Consider the following 14,326-nt stretch of genomic DNA (forward strand, 5'->3'; position numbering starts at 1 on the left):
TTTAAAGATTATTTTTTTGCTTTGGGCTTTGCCGCCGCCGCCGGTGCGGCCTGTCCGGTCAATTCGGCAAGCCTGGCTTCGAGCGCGTCGATGCGGGCGGCCAGCCTGGTGTTCTCTTCCCGGGCCTTGGCGGCCATGTCGCGGGCAGCCTCGAACTCTTCGCGCTGCACCACGTCCATGGTGTTGAGGATGCGTTCGGCCTGCCCCTTGAAGGCAGTCTCGACCTCGCGGCGCACGCCTTGCGCAGCGCCGGCGGCATCGGTCATCAGCTTGGCGAACTCATCGAGAATGCGGTTCGGTCCGGTCGACATGGCAAATCCTCGCTTGCTCGAATTGACGTAATGGCGCTGGGCGCGGAATGCAAGAAGGTTGAAGCCTGGTGCGGCGTCACACCTCAACGGCCAGCCTGTACGGGACGGCGCTACATCGCCTATTATTGTGCCTCCTCTCACTCAGGATCAACCAATGGCAACGCCTCCGCGCCGACCGACAAATCCGATGGAAGCCGCAGAGGCTGCCTTCAAGCCGGTCAAAAAGCCGGCGGCACCAATTCGCGAAGCCTCGGCCGCACCGAACGTCAGGGAGCTCGTTTCGATCAGGATCGATCGAGCCGTGCTCGATCATTTCCAGGAAGACGGCCCCGGCTGGCAGGACAGGATCAACGACGCCCTCAGGCAATTGGTCGCCGGCAAGCCGCAAGGTTGAGCCCTCGATCTGCGACGTCAAGGCAACCGTGACCTTGCCTTGACCCCGCCAAAACCCTGCCGCATGGTCCGCGCCCGAACGCGAGCCCTTCCGGGAGACCCTGTTGAACGACTATTTCCTGCTGCCGATGGCTTCGCTGCCCTTCCCCAACGTCGACCCGATCCTGGTCCGGATCGGGCCGCTGGCGGTGCACTGGTACGGCGTCGGCTACATCGTCGGTATCCTGTTCGCCTGGTGGTATGCCAAGCGGCTTGTCACCAACACCAGGCTGTGGCCTGACGGCATCTCGCCGATGAAGTCGATCGATCTCGACGATTTCATCGTCTGGGCCGCCGTCGGCGTCGTGCTCGGCGGACGTACCGGCTACGTGTTGTTCTACGACCTCAAGCGCTACATCGACCACCCGCTCGATGTTTTCGCCATCTGGCAGGGCGGCATGTCGTTCCATGGCGGGCTACTCGGCGTCATCCTGGCCATGACGCTGTTTTCCATCAAACGCGGCATCCGCACCTGGTCGCTGTTCGACGTCGTGGCGGCCGGCGTGCCGGTCGGCCTCGGCCTCGTCCGCATCGCCAACTTCGTCAATGCCGAACTCTGGGGCCGCGTCACCGACGTGTCCTGGGGCGTCGTCTTCTGCAACGAGCGTCTCCTTCAGTCGGCGGCGGGTTGTGTCGCTGGCCTGGAACCCCGTCACCCGAGCCAGCTCTACGAGGCCTTGCTTGAGGGCGTGGTGCTGTTCCTGGTCCTGCGGCTCCTCACCCATTCGCGGCTGAAGCTGAAGACGCCGCGCTTCGTCGGCGGCGCCTTCATCTGCGGCTACGGCCTGTCGCGTATCTTCGTCGAATTCTTCCGCGAGCCCGACCAGCAACTCGGCTACCTCCTTGGTGGCTGGCTGACAATGGGCATGGTACTGTCGCTGCCGATGGTGCTGGCCGGCATCTGGGCGATGGCCACCGCCAAACCGGCGCCGCAGCCACAGCCGGCATGACACAGCTGAAGACCCGCATCGTCGACCTGATCGGTGCGCTAGGCCCCCTACCCGTCAACGAGTATATGGCGCTCTGTCTGTTCGACCCCAGCGACGGCTACTACACGACGCGCGAGCCGTTCGGCGCCGCCGGCGACTTCATCACCGCGCCGGAGATCAGCCAGATGTTCGGCGAACTCGTCACCGTCTGGCTGTATCAAGCCTGGCTGGCAATCGGCCGGCCGTTGCCGGTCACCATCGCCGAGATCGGTCCGGGACGCGGCACGCTGATGAAGGACATGCTGCGCACCCTGTCACGGCTCGATCCTGCGCTCGCTGCCGGTGCGTCCTTCGCCTTGATCGAAACCAGCCCGCGACTGACCGAAATTCAGAAACAGACGCTTGCCGAGAGGTCAGCTGAGGTCAGCTGGCACGAAACCATCGCCACGCTGCCCCAGGCGCCGCTGCTGATCGTCGGCAACGAATTGTTCGACGCCGTGCCGATCCGCCAGTTCATTCGCTCCGGAGCCGGATGGCGAGAACGGATGATCGGCCTCGATGACAGTGATGCATTGAGCTTCTTCGCCGGCGCCGGCTCGGTCGAGGCGACGCTGCTACCGGACAATGCCGCCGAGGCGCCGCAAGGCGCTGTTGTCGAGGTGGCGCCGGCCCGCGCCGCGCTGATGGCGGCCATTGCCGAGCGCATAAGCCGCGACGGCGGCGCCGGCCTGTTCCCTGACTATGGCCATCTCCAGCCCGGCTTCGGCGATACATTGCAGGCCGTGCGCAGGCACGCTCCCGAAGATGTGCTGGCCAATCCCGGCGAAGCCGATCTCACCGCGCATGTCGACTTTGCGGCACTGGCCTCTGTCGTGCGCGCGCATGGCCTCGATGTGGAATTGACGACGCAGGGGGACTTTCTGCTTTCCATGGGACTGCTTGAGCGAGCCGGCCTGCTGGGCAGCCAGGCCAGCGAAGAGGCACGCCAAACCATTGCCGACGCCGTCGAGCGCCTGGCCGGGCCCGACGCCATGGGCACGCTGTTCAAGGTCCTGAAAATCCTGCCGCATCAGCCATGGTGACCGTCAGAGATCGTTTACCAGCCGCCCCGCCACACCGCCAAGATAGGTCTCCCATACATGGTCGCACATCAGCCGGCGATAGTGCCGCGTGCTGATCAGCCCGCGATACGAAGCGCCGCCGACGTGAAAGAAGCTGTTATCCAGCATGCGATGATCGGCCTCGATGCCGCCGAGGTTCAAGCTGACCGTGGTCTTTTCTGCATTGACGATGTTGTCGTCATCCAGCCTGTCGCGCAGCATCGGCCAGTTGCCGCCGCCAGTATCGAACCCGGTGTCGAAGCGGGGCGTGAAATCTAGATCGAGATCCTCGACGACCGAAAAGCGAAAGAAGCAGAGCCCCGCCCAGAGGTACCATCCCTGATAGCCCCTTTTGGCGGGATGTTTGGTGCCGAAGGCGTTCTTGCCCTGCATGCGCCTGGCTAAATCGACGGCAACCACGGGAAAGCAGTCATGGTCGAGAAAGCCGAACAGGTCGGGCCGCAGCGGGCGCACAATGTTGTGGAAGACCCAGTTCATCGAGATGCCATGCGATCGGTTCGGATTCCATTCGGGATTTCGCGGCAAGCCGAAATAGGCGATGCCGCGCTGCCGGCAGATGGCCTCGATCGCCTGCCGCGCTGCGGGCCTGGACGAATTGTCGATGACCACCAGCGTCATCCCGGTGGAATAAGTCAGCCACGCCTGGGTCAGCGCATCGATGACCCAGGGCGTGTTGTAGGCGATGGAGAAGCAAAAATGCCGGGCACCGGTCTGCCTGAGGCTATCGGCAAATTCCGCCCCCGATGCCGCATTGCGTGAGCGGAAATAGCCTTTCACCAGCATGTTGCGAAAGTCCTTAGCCTTGCGCACCTGCCGGTTCCGATGGATCTGTCGGATCAGGCTTTTGACTGGATTCCAGCCCATGCACGTTCGCCCGCCCCGGAAATTGTCTGGCCATTGGCTATAGTCGAATGCCTGCTTTTCGCCAACTCGGAGCCAATGCGCGATGGCTGCCGCAAATACTGACCGAACTTCGCCTTGACGAAAGCGCTGGCGCGGACAACAAACCCATCCATGCTGAATCAGACCAAACCGGATCCTGTTCGCTCGCAGCTGCTGGAAGCGGCGAAGCCGCAAGGCGTCCGCCATGGCTATTTCACCCGTATCGGCGGTGTCTCCAGCGGCATCTACCAAGGACTCAATATCGGCACCGGCTCGGATGACGACCAGATGCTGGTCGCCGAGAACCGCCGCCGGGTCGCTGCCTGGATGGGCGTGCCGGCCAGCCATCTCTTGACCGCGCATCAGGTCCACTCGCCTGACGTCGTCATCGTGAGCGAGCCGTTTCCCGGCCCGCGGCCCAAGGCCGATGCCATCGTCACCGACCGCCCAGGCATGGCTATCGGCGCCTCGACAGCCGATTGCGGCCCGGTCCTGTTTGCAGACGCCGAAGCGCGCGTCGTCGGCGCCGCGCATGCCGGCTGGAAGGGTGCTTTCACCGGCGTGCTTGAAAACACCATTGCGGCGATGGAAAGCCTGGGCGCCCGCCGCCAGCGCATCGTTGCGGTTCTCGGCCCTTCCATCGGCCCTGAAAACTACGAAGTCGGGCCGGAATTCGTCGCCCGTTTCGTCGAAGCCGATGCCGAAAACATTCGCTATTTCATGCCATCGGCCAATCCCGGGCATGCGATGTTCGATCTCAACCTCTATACGGTCGACCGGCTGAGGAAGGCCGGCGTGATCGCAGAGGGGCTTGGCCGTTGTACCTATGCCGAGGAGGATCTCTTCTTTTCCTACCGGCGCACGACACATCGCAAGGAACCGGACTACGGTCGACAGGTTTCGGCAATTGTTTTGGAGAACGAATAATGGCGTTGCATTTCGAACGATCGGAATTTGACGCCCGGCGTGACCGGCTGATGATCGAGATGACCGAGAAGAAGCTCGACGCGGTGCTGCTTTTCGCCCAGGAAAGCATGTACTGGCTGACCGGCTACGACACGTTCGGTTTCTGCTTCTTCCAGTGCCTGGTGGTGAAGGCCGACGGCTCGATGGTGCTTCTCACCCGCTCGGCCGACCTGCGCCAGGCGCGCCACACCTCGATCATCGACAATATTGTCTTGTGGACCGATCGCGACGGCGCCAACCCGGCGATCGACCTGCGCAACCTGCTAAACGACCTCAATTTGCTCGGCGCCCGCATCGGCGTCGAATACGACACCCATGGCCTGACCGCCTTCAACGGCCGCCGCGTCGACGAACAGTTGCAGACCTTCGGCCAGATCGCCGATGCTTCCGGCATTGTCGGCCGGCTGCGGCTGTTCAAGAGCCCGGCCGAGATCGCCAAGGCCGAAAAAGCCGCCAATCTGTCCGACGACGCGCTCGACGCGGCGCTGCCGTTGATCAAACAGGGCGGCGACGAAGCGCTGATCCTTGCCGCCATGCAAGGCGCGGTCTTTGCCGGCGGCGGCGACTATCCGGCCAATGAGTTCATCATTGGCTCGGGTGTCGACGCGCTGCTCTGCCGCTACAAGGCCGGACGCCGCAAGCTGACCAAGAACGACCAGCTGACGCTCGAATGGGCCGGCGTCTTCCACCACTATCACGCACCCATGATGCGCACCCTGCTGACCGGCAAGGTGTCGAAGCGCCATCAGGAGCTGTTCGACGCCGCCCGCGCCGCCCTGCTGGCGGTCGAGAAGGCGATGATGCCGGGCAACACCTTCGGCGACGTCTTCGACGCGCATGCGCGCACGCTGGAAGCGCATAATCTGACCAAGCACCGGCTCAACGCCTGCGGCTACTCGGTCGGCGCCCGCTTCACCCCTTCCTGGATGGACATGCCGATGTTCTACCAGGGCAATCCCGAGCCGATCGCGCCCAACATGACGCTGTTCGCGCACATGATCATCATGGACTCCGAAACCGAGACGGCAATGACGCTTGGCCGCACCTACCTGACCACCGAATCCCAGCCGAAGCCGCTTTCACGCCATGATCTCGACTTGATCGTACAGTGAATCCATAATGACTGGTCCACGCGGGGGCGTTCACGAGAGCAACTCCAGGAAAAGTGTAGTCGATTTTCCGTCCGGAATTGCGTAAAAAGACATAGGGAGTTTTCGGGCAGATGGGACGATCGCATGTGACGACCGTGTCATTGCTCGCAGCGCTCGTGCTGGCCGCTTGTACCAACGCCAAGGACGTCCTCGAACCCTCCGCCATCACGCCGCCGGCAGCCTCGGCCCAGCCGCTATCGGCGGCCCCGGGCACCGCGCCGGCCACGCCGGCGCCATCGTCGCCGGCCGTCGGCGCCACCACACCCGCCAACCCTGCGCAGAGCGCCGCCGCCCTGGCGAAGACGCGGCTGCAGATCGCTCCGATCGTCGGCGCTTCGGTGGAAGCGGCAACGCCGTTGACGGCCGAACTGCAGACGCGCGCCAGGCAGCGCGGCATCACCCTTGCCGGCAGCGCAGACCAGGCCGCCACGCATGTGCTGAAGGGCTACTTCTCGACCATGACGGAAGGCACGGACACCACCGTCATCTATGTCTGGGACGTCTATGACCCCGCCGGCAACCGGCTGCATCGCATCAACGGCCAGCAGAAGGCGGCGTCAGTCAATGCCGCCGAAGGCTGGCCCGCGGTCGCGCCCGCCACCATGCAGGCGATCGCCGACCAGACGATCGACCAGTTCGCGGCCTGGCTCGGCGGCCGCGCCGGCTGATCCGCCTGTTGCCGGCATCCGTCATGCGTTGACGTTTTTGAGATTAGCCGGCGGATTCCCGTCAACGAGGCTTGCAATACCGGCACGGCTCGCTAAAAGCCCGATTAAGAGGCCTAAGAGAGTTTGTCTGCCTCTCCATCCTTCGCCAGGAACGGTGCATGAAGCTTTTCGCGGGCAATTCCAACCGGGTGCTGGCCGAAGCGGTCGCCCGCTATCTCAACGTCCCGCTGGGCAAGGCCAGCGTCAGACGCTTCGCCGATCAGGAAATTTTCGTCGAGATCCAGGAAAATGTGCGCGGCGAGGATGTCTTCATCCTGCAGTCGACCTCGTTTCCGACCAACGATCATCTGATGGAACTGCTCATCATGATCGACGCCTTCATGCGCTCCTCGGCCAAGCGCATCACCGCGGTCATCCCCTATTTCGGCTACGCCAGGCAGGATCGCCGCGCCTCGGGCCGCACCCCGATCTCGGCCAAGCTGGTCGCCAACATGATCACCCGCGCCGGCGTCGACCGCGTTCTGACGCTCGATCTCCATGCCGGCCAGATCCAGGGCTTTTTCGACATTCCGACCGACAATCTGTTCTCGGTGCCGGTGATGGCTCGCGACGTGAAGGCCAAATACAAGCAGCTTGCCAATGTCGTCGTCGTCTCGCCCGACATTGGCGGCGTGGTCCGCGCCCGCGCGCTGGCCAAGCGCTTCGACGCGCAACTGGCCATCGTCGACAAGCGCCGCGAACGCCCCGGCGAATCCGAAGTGATGAACATCATCGGCGCGGTCGCCGGCAAGGATTGCCTGCTGATCGACGACATCGTCGATTCCGGCGGCACGCTGTGCAACGCCGCCGACGCGCTCTTGGCCAACGGCGCCACCAGCGTCACCGCCTACATCACCCATGGCGTGCTGTCGGGCGGCGCTGTCGCCCGCATCAGCGGCTCGAAGCTGCAGGAACTGGTGATCACCGATTCCATCCAGCCGACGCAGGGCGTGCTCGATGCGCCGAACATCCGCGTCATTTCCATCGCCGACCTGATGGGCGAGGCGATCTCTCGCACGGCGACCGAAGAGTCGGTATCGAGCCTGTTCGACTAGCGGACGCCCCATATTAGCGGCCCGTAATCTGCATTGTTGCGGGACGCAGACGTTTCTCCTGACGCGCTTGGCATGGCATACTGCCCCTCCAAACAATGGAGGAGTGGCAGATGCGGCGTAGGACTTTGCTCGGGCTTGCGGTTTCCATCGCGGCTGTCTTTTCAGCGCCGGCGGCCTGGGCTGCCGATTTTCCGGACCGGACCATCACAATGGTTGTCCCCTTTTCCGCTGGGGGCTCAACGGATCTGGTTGCGCGCCTTGTCGCCAACAAGATGTCCGAAAAACTCGGCCAGCAGATTGTCGTCGAAAATGTCGGCGGCGCCGGCGGCAGCATTGGTGCTGCCCAGGTCGCCCGCGCCGAACCGGACGGCTACACAATCCTCATGGGCACGGTTGCGACACACGCGCTCAATCCGCTGATCCTGAAGACAAAGCCTTACGACGCGGAGAAGGATTTTGCTCCGATATCGCTGCTTGTGCTGGTGCCGAACGTCCTGGTCGTGAACCCTCAGTTTCCGGCCAAGGACGTCAAGGAACTGATCGAGCTGCTGAAGAAGGACCCGGACAAATACGCCTACGCCTCGTCAGGCAATGGCACGCCGCTGCATCTCTCCGGCGAGCTTTTCAAGACGATGGCTGGCGTCAGCATGCAGCACATTCCCTACAAGGGCGCTGGACCGGCCTTGAACGACGTCATCGGCAATCAGGTGCCGATGATGTTCGACAATTTGCCGTCTTCATCGGGCCATATCAAAAGCGGCACGCTGAGGGCGCTCGGCGTTACCACCAAGGAGCGCGTTCCCTCATTCCCCGATTTGCCAGCCATTGCCGAAACCATCCCCGGCTATGAGACCTACAGCTGGAACGCACTGTTCGCGCCCGCGGGCACTCCGCCGGAGGTGGTCGCCGTGCTACAGAAGGCAGCAGTTGAATCCCTGAAGGACCCCGATGTGATTGCACGCATGGGCACGTTCAGCGCCTCGATCGTCGGCTCCACCCCGGAAGAGTTGGGGGCACATGTGAAGGCTGAGCTCGCCAAGTGGGAGCCGATCGTCAAGGCGAGCGGCGTTCAGATGGACTGAGGTAAGGACAGCGCGCGGGGCGGAGCCCGCCGCATGGCTTCGCCATTGTCGCGCGCGCCGCGCATATAGCCGCGCGGCGAGGCGCCCAGCATACGCTTGAACATGGTGATGAAGGCCGGCACGCTGTCATAGCCGAGATCGAGCGCCACCCTGGTGATCGGCTCGCCGTCGGCGAGCCTGGGAAGTGCCGCGAACAGGCAGGCCTGCTGGCGCCATGTCGACAAGGACAGTCCGGTCTGGCGGTGGAAGGCGCGAGTGAAGGAGCGCCGGCTCATCCCGGCGGCATCGGCCCATTCGTCGATCGTGGCACGCGGCGAAGGTGCCGCGACGAAGCGCCGGCAGAGCGCCGCCAGCCTCGGATCAGTCGGGAACGGCAGCCCGAGCGGTCGTTCCGGCAAGATCGGGATTTCGTGCAACAGCAGGTTCATGATCAGCCCGCCGCGCCCTTCCAGTTCGCCGCCTTGCGGCAGCTTTTCCGACTCCACGATCAAGCTGTGCATCAGCTCGGTGACGCCGACGACGCGCAAGCCTTCCGGCAGGCCGGGGATCGCGCCCGGCATGACATAGACCGAGCGCATCGAGACATCGCCCAGCATCTCGACGGAATGCTCGGTGCCAGCCGGGATCCACATGGCGTGATCGGGCGGCACCATCCAGCGCCCGTACCTGGTCGTCACCAGCACGACGCCGACCAGCGCATGCAACAGCTGGCTGCGGCTGTGGCGGTGTTGCGGCACGTGGTAGCCGTCCGGGTATTCGGTCGGCAAAGCCACTGCAGGGCCGGCAACCTCCTCCAGCCACTGCCAGCGGCTTTCGTGCAACCGTCCGAGATCGGCATTGCCGGCGCGGAAGATGTCCCTGCCATGTGGCATCGGCTATGGCCCACTTGCGAAACTATTGGACCAAACCACGAAAGAAGTCGCCTCGCAAGCGGCTTATAAGGCAAACGTCCCAAGGCGCTCCCGTAAGGGTGTCCTTAAGCGGTCCGCCAGAAGCGGTCGCCAAGCCTGCCCGCGGGCAAACCACCCGCCAAAAAGACCTCGGAGCCTGCCTTGACCGATACCACAGCCACCAGCATTGCGCCGCAGCCAAGCGCCAGCCTCCCCTCAGTCCAGGCAACCGCCTTTACCGTCATCCTGGCGGTGAGCTTTTGCCACGGCATCAACGACATCATGCAGTCGCTGCTGCCGGCGATCTATCCGCTGCTGAAAGAAAATTACGGGCTCGACTTCTGGCAGATCGGTCTTTTGACCTTCACCTTCCAGGTCACGGCGTCATTGTTGCAGCCGGTCATCGGCATGATCACCGACAAGCGGCCAATGCCCTATTCCCTGCCCTACGGCATGGCGTCCTCGCTGATCGGCCTGATCGTGCTCGCCTATGCCGGCCATTATGCGCTGCTTCTGGTCGGCGCCTCGCTGATCGGTATCGGCTCGGCGATCTTCCATCCGGAATCCTCGCGCATTGCCCGGTTCGCCTCGGGCGGTCGCTTTGGTCTGGCGCAATCGCTGTTCCAGGTCGGCGGCAATTTCGGCCAGTCGATGGGGCCGCTGCTCGCCGCCTTCATCGTCGTGCCCTTCGGCCAGACCAGCATCTCCTGGTTCGCCGTCGGCTCGCTGATCGGCATCATTGTTTTGTCGCGGGTCGGCAGCTGGTACAGTCGGATGCGCGCCGCGCAAGGCAATCGCAAGGCGGCAAGCTTCGTCTCGCCCTTCCCGCGCAAAAAGGTCATGGGAGCGCTGGCGGTGCTAACGCTGCTGGTGCTAAGCAAGAACGCCTACATCGCCTCTCTCTCCAGCTATTACACCTTCTATTCCATCCATAAGTTCGGCGTGTCGGTGCAGATGAGCCAGGTGATGCTGTTCCTGTTCCTCGGCGCCTCGGCGCTCGGCATCCTGCTCGGCGGTCCGTTCGGCGACCGCTACGGCCAGAAGGCGATGATCTGGTTCTCGATCGTCGGCGTGCTGCCGTTCACGCTGGCGCTGCCTTACGCCAATTTCGAATGGACGATGGTGCTGACGGTGTTGATCGGCCTGATCCTGTCATCGGCCTTCTCCAACATCGTGGTGTTTGCGCAGGAACTGGTGCCAGGGCGTGTCGGCACCATCGCCGGCATCTTCTTCGGCTTCGCCTTTGGCATGGGCGGCATTGCGGCTGCCGTGCTCGGCGTTATCGCCGACATGAAGGGCATCGATTTTGTCTTCCAGGTCTGCTCGTATCTGCCGCTGCTCGGCCTGCTGACGGTGTTCCTGCCCAACATGAAGGAAGCCAGGAAGGCGCAGGCGACGGCCGGCTGAAAACCGCCCATCTCCAGAACGCGACATGAGGGCGTGGCAGCTGCCGCGCCCTCTTTGATTCTTTCACCTTACGCCGGGTGAAAAGACTGCTAGGAAATAGCATCAACGAAGGCTTGGGGCCTCCGGCAGCTCTGGAGATGATATGCGCAAAATCATGTTGGCCGTGGTGGGTTTGCTTCTTGTTACTTTGCCGGCGACGGCACGCATCGTTCCTTTTCCACCGGGCTTCAAGACTCAGTCCGTCGAAACCAACGGCACCAAACTCTATGTGCGCGTCGGCGGAAAGGGCCCCGCCGTCGTGCTGCTGCACGGCTTTGCCGATACCGGAGATATGTGGGGTGCCGCGGCGGCGGCACTTGCGAAGGACCATACCGTCATCGTGCCGGACCTGCGCGGCATGGGTCTGTCGGCCCACCCGGACGCGGGCTACACCAAGAAGAACCAGGCCGTCGACATTGCCGGCGTATTGGACGCGCTGAAGATCGACAAGGCCGACCTGGTCACGCACGACATTGGCAACATGGTCGGCTATGCGCTTGCCGCGCAATATCCAAAACGCATCACCAAATGGGTCATCATCGATGCGCCGCTGCCGGGAATCGGCGACTGGGAAAAGATCAAGCAAAGCCCGCTGCTTTGGCACTTCAACTTTCGCGGCCCGGATATGGAGCGGCTGGTCGCGGGGCGCGAGCGCATCTATCTCGATCGTTTCTACAACGAGCTGTCGGCCGACCCCAAGAAGATCGACGAGGCAACGCGCAAGCACTACGCCAAACTCTATGCCCGCCCGCATGCGATGCATGACGCTTTCGAGCAATTCAAGGCCTTTGACCAGGACGCGATCGACAACCAGGCGATGCTCGCCGCCGGCGGCAAACTGACCATGCCGGTGCTGGCTGTTGGTGGGGAAAAATCCGCCGGCACCACGCAGGCCGATATCTTGCGGCTTGTTGCCACCGATGTCACGGGCGGGATCGTGCCCGACTCCGGCCACTGGATCATGGAAGAAAACCCCGACGCCACCGTCAAGCTGATCACAGGTTTTCTCGCCAAATAGGCGCTGCCCCGCGGACATTTCGATAACAGCACAAAGGCACCCGCCTGATGGCGGGTGCCTTTGTTTATCCAAGTCGCAGCTTTCTATGCCTTGAAGAAGGCCAGCAGGTCGGCGTTGATGACATCGGCATGGGTCGTCGCCATGCCATGCGGAAGACCCTTGTGGACCTTGAGCTCGCCCTTCTTGAGCAGCTTGACCGACAGTAGCGCCGAGTCGGCGATTGGAACGATCTGATCGTCGTCGCCATGCAGGACAAGCACCGGCACGTCGATTGCCTTAAGGTCTTCCGTGAAGTCGGTTTCCGAGAACGCCTTGATGCAATCGTAATGCGCCTTGGTGCCGCCCATCATGCCCTGGCGCCACCAATTCTCGACGACAGCCTGCGATACCTGGGCGCCGGGACGGTTGAAGCCGTAGAACGGACCGGCTGCAACATCGTGGAAGAACTGGGCGCGGTTGGCGGCCTGGGCGGCGCGGAAACCATCGAACACCTCAATCGGCAGGCCACCTGGATTGGCCGCCGTCTTCAGCATGATCGGCGGCACGGCGCCAATCAGGACAGCCTTGGCGACACGGCCGCCTGAGCCATACTTCGCGACATAGCGGGCCACTTCACCGCCCCCGGTCGAATGGCCGACATGGAAGGCGCCTTTAAGGTCGAGATGTGCCACAAGTTCCGCGACATCGGCGGCGTAAGTGTCCATCTCGTTGCCGGTATCCGTCTGTGTCGAGCGGCCATGGCCGCGCCGATCATGGGCAATGACGCGGTAGCCCTTGGACAGGAAGAACAGCATCTGGGCGTCCCAGTCGTCGCTGCTCAGCGGCCAGCCATGATGGAAGACGATGGGCTGGCCGGTCCCCCAATCCTTGTAGAAAATCTCGGTGCCGTCCTTGGTGGTGATCGTGCTGCTGCCGGGCTTGGTCATCTCAATCTCCGTTGATCGCTTTCGCGACAATAAATATCGCGATAACAATATGACTAGCGCTGTTCGAAACCCTTGTCTACAAGAAATATATATCGCGATATCATTTTTCGTGGTACATATCTGAGAATGCTCACTCGGCAAAGGAATGGGCCGTGCCTCTCCCCTTGGACAATCAGCTCTGTTTTACGCTCTACGCCACCAGCATGGCGATCAACCGCACCTACAAGCCGATGCTGGACGAGATGGGCATCACCTATCCGCAGTACCTGGTGCTGAACGCGCTTGCCGAGGCCGACGGCATGTCGGTGGGCAGCATCGCGCACAGGCTCGCTCTGGAATCGAGTACGATCACGCCTCTGGTCAAGCGCATGGAACAGGCAGGCCTGGTCACCCGCCACCGCAGCCGGACCGACGAGCGCCAGGTTCAGGTCGACCTGACCCCAGCCGGTCGCGCGCTGCTCACCCAGTGCAACTGCCTCAACGAAACCCTGATCGAGCGCTCGGGCATGACGCTGGCGCAGCTCGATGCCTTGAACCGGCAGATCCAGACGCTGCGTGACGCGTTGAGCGGCAATCAGTACGCCGGCAGCGAAAACGCTACAGGCCTAAAGCTGCCTTGAAAGTGGACAGTTCCGTGTCGGTGATAGGGACCACGTGCTGCGGTTCGGGATAGACGCCCGTCTGCACGTCGGAGATGAACTCGCGATAGGCGGCGACACGCTCGCGCTGCAGCCGTTCATATTCGGCGGCGAAGTTGCGGTAAGTCTTGGCGTGGCGCGGTCTATGGCCAGCCGTGTGGCCGAGCACGTCCTCGCTGAACAGGTATTGCGCATCGGCATGCGGCCCGGCACCCATGCCAAGCATGATCATCGGCGTATTCCTGGTGATCAGTTCGCCAATGCGGTCGGGCACCACCTCCAGCTCCGCGCCGAAGCAGCCAATGGCCTCCAGCCGCTTGACGTGATCCCACACCGCACGCGCGCTCTCGGCTGTCCTGCCGACGGCCTTGAAGCCACCGGTCCAGGTGCATTGCGACGGGATCAGGCCGACATGGGCGACGACCGGCACGGCATTGTCGCAAAGCGTCTTCTGGATATCGAGCGAGGCGGCACAGTAGAAGCAGTCGCCGCCGATGCGCATGAAGTGGTAGGCGGTTTTGAGATAATCCTCTGCGGTGACCAGACTGCCGGCGGGGCCGTAGGGCAGCCCGACCTGCACGAAACAGCGGCCGGCCGCCTCGCGCATCTCGGGTGAGAAGAAGCGGCCCTCGATCGACAGCATGTCGACGCCGGCCGCATCCGCCGCCGCAGCCTCTTCGAGCGTGGCGACGTAAAGCATGGAGATCTTTTGTCCGCGGCTCTTCATGGCGCGGATGTCGGCGACGGTGGGGCGGCTGCTCTTGGTGACCAT

Annotated in this window: 16 protein-coding genes; 11 read left to right on the forward strand and 5 right to left on the reverse strand. The window is 62.9% G+C overall.

Annotated features, from left to right (window positions below; genetic code table 11):
* Positions 1–8 precede the first annotated feature (8 nt).
* On the reverse strand, positions 9–311 hold the full coding sequence (locus ACWGTI_RS02205) for an accessory factor UbiK family protein (protein ID WP_023711152.1): 303 nt from the start codon (positions 309–311) through the stop codon (positions 9–11).
* A 154-nt stretch (positions 312–465) separates the two neighbouring features.
* Here ACWGTI_RS02205 and ACWGTI_RS02210 point away from each other — a divergent pair, with 154 nt between their 5' ends.
* The 3 genes from ACWGTI_RS02210 to ACWGTI_RS02220 all read left to right on the forward strand — a co-directional run bounded on the left by ACWGTI_RS02210 (position 466) and on the right by ACWGTI_RS02220 (position 2,754).
* Positions 466–705, forward strand: a complete 240-nt coding sequence (locus ACWGTI_RS02210) for a BrnA antitoxin family protein (protein WP_454585606.1) — start codon at positions 466–468, stop codon at positions 703–705.
* A gap of 103 nt (positions 706–808) precedes the next feature.
* Positions 809–1,693, forward strand: coding sequence for a prolipoprotein diacylglyceryl transferase (gene lgt / locus ACWGTI_RS02215; protein ID WP_454585607.1), 885 nt, complete (start codon positions 809–811; stop codon positions 1,691–1,693).
* Positions 1,690–2,754: a class I SAM-dependent methyltransferase gene (locus ACWGTI_RS02220; protein WP_454585608.1), complete on the forward strand. Its 1,065-nt coding sequence runs from the start codon at positions 1,690–1,692 to the stop codon at positions 2,752–2,754. Before lgt ends, ACWGTI_RS02220 begins: the two co-directional genes overlap by 4 nt.
* 3 nt (positions 2,755–2,757) lie before the next feature.
* Here ACWGTI_RS02220 and ACWGTI_RS02225 read toward each other — a convergent pair whose 3' ends face one another.
* On the reverse strand, positions 2,758–3,657 hold the full coding sequence (locus tag ACWGTI_RS02225; RefSeq protein WP_454585609.1) for a hypothetical protein: 900 nt from the start codon (positions 3,655–3,657) through the stop codon (positions 2,758–2,760).
* 150 nt (positions 3,658–3,807) lie between these two features.
* Here ACWGTI_RS02225 and pgeF point away from each other — a divergent pair, with 150 nt between their 5' ends.
* The 5 genes from pgeF to ACWGTI_RS02250 all read left to right on the forward strand — a co-directional run bounded on the left by pgeF (position 3,808) and on the right by ACWGTI_RS02250 (position 8,636).
* Entirely contained in the window at positions 3,808–4,602 is a 795-nt protein-coding gene (gene pgeF, locus ACWGTI_RS02230) for a peptidoglycan editing factor PgeF (RefSeq protein WP_454585610.1), read from the forward strand.
* Positions 4,602–5,753 (forward strand): M24 family metallopeptidase, encoded by a 1,152-nt coding sequence (locus ACWGTI_RS02235; RefSeq protein WP_454585611.1) that lies wholly within the window; start codon positions 4,602–4,604, stop codon positions 5,751–5,753. The genes pgeF and ACWGTI_RS02235 overlap by 1 nt, the downstream gene beginning before the upstream one ends.
* 110 nt (positions 5,754–5,863) lie before the next feature.
* The gene (locus ACWGTI_RS02240; protein ID WP_454585612.1) at positions 5,864–6,460 is read left to right on the forward strand and encodes a hypothetical protein; all 597 of its coding nucleotides are present in this window, start codon (positions 5,864–5,866) and stop codon (positions 6,458–6,460) included.
* 158 nt (positions 6,461–6,618) lie between these two features.
* Positions 6,619–7,554, forward strand: coding sequence for a ribose-phosphate pyrophosphokinase (locus tag ACWGTI_RS02245; RefSeq protein ID WP_023686119.1), 936 nt, complete (start codon positions 6,619–6,621; stop codon positions 7,552–7,554).
* Between the two features lie 110 nt (positions 7,555–7,664).
* Positions 7,665–8,636, forward strand: a complete 972-nt coding sequence (locus ACWGTI_RS02250) for a Bug family tripartite tricarboxylate transporter substrate binding protein (protein WP_454585613.1) — start codon at positions 7,665–7,667, stop codon at positions 8,634–8,636.
* On the opposite strand, the gene ACWGTI_RS02255 is transcribed toward ACWGTI_RS02250, so the two are convergent.
* The gene (locus ACWGTI_RS02255) at positions 8,624–9,508 is read right to left on the reverse strand and encodes an AraC family transcriptional regulator (protein WP_454585614.1); all 885 of its coding nucleotides are present in this window, start codon (positions 9,506–9,508) and stop codon (positions 8,624–8,626) included. The genes ACWGTI_RS02250 and ACWGTI_RS02255 overlap by 13 nt on opposite strands.
* Positions 9,509–9,688: 180 nt before the next feature.
* On the opposite strand from ACWGTI_RS02255, the gene ACWGTI_RS02260 reads away from it, so the two are divergent.
* Both ACWGTI_RS02260 and ACWGTI_RS02265 read left to right on the forward strand, forming a co-directional pair.
* A complete protein-coding gene (locus ACWGTI_RS02260; RefSeq protein ID WP_454585615.1) occupies positions 9,689–10,933 on the forward strand; it encodes an MFS transporter in 1,245 nt (414 codons plus the stop codon).
* A 142-nt stretch (positions 10,934–11,075) separates the two neighbouring features.
* Positions 11,076–11,990: an alpha/beta fold hydrolase gene (locus tag ACWGTI_RS02265; protein ID WP_454585616.1), complete on the forward strand. Its 915-nt coding sequence runs from the start codon at positions 11,076–11,078 to the stop codon at positions 11,988–11,990.
* 83 nt (positions 11,991–12,073) lie between these two features.
* On the opposite strand, the gene ACWGTI_RS02270 is transcribed toward ACWGTI_RS02265, so the two are convergent.
* Positions 12,074–12,916: an alpha/beta fold hydrolase gene (locus ACWGTI_RS02270; protein WP_454585617.1), complete on the reverse strand. Its 843-nt coding sequence runs from the start codon at positions 12,914–12,916 to the stop codon at positions 12,074–12,076.
* Between the two features lie 152 nt (positions 12,917–13,068).
* Here ACWGTI_RS02270 and ACWGTI_RS02275 point away from each other — a divergent pair, with 152 nt between their 5' ends.
* Positions 13,069–13,536, forward strand: a complete 468-nt coding sequence (locus tag ACWGTI_RS02275) for a MarR family winged helix-turn-helix transcriptional regulator (protein WP_454585618.1) — start codon at positions 13,069–13,071, stop codon at positions 13,534–13,536.
* Here the strand turns inward: ACWGTI_RS02275 and ACWGTI_RS02280 are convergent.
* Positions 13,514–14,326 carry a 3-methyl-2-oxobutanoate hydroxymethyltransferase gene (locus ACWGTI_RS02280; RefSeq protein WP_454585619.1) on the reverse strand — a complete coding sequence of 271 codons (813 nt, stop codon included), beginning with the start codon at positions 14,324–14,326 and terminating at the stop codon, positions 13,514–13,516. The two genes, ACWGTI_RS02275 and ACWGTI_RS02280, sit on opposite strands and share 23 nt — an antisense overlap.

It is taken from the genome of Mesorhizobium sp. ArgA1 (genome assembly GCF_053714375.1).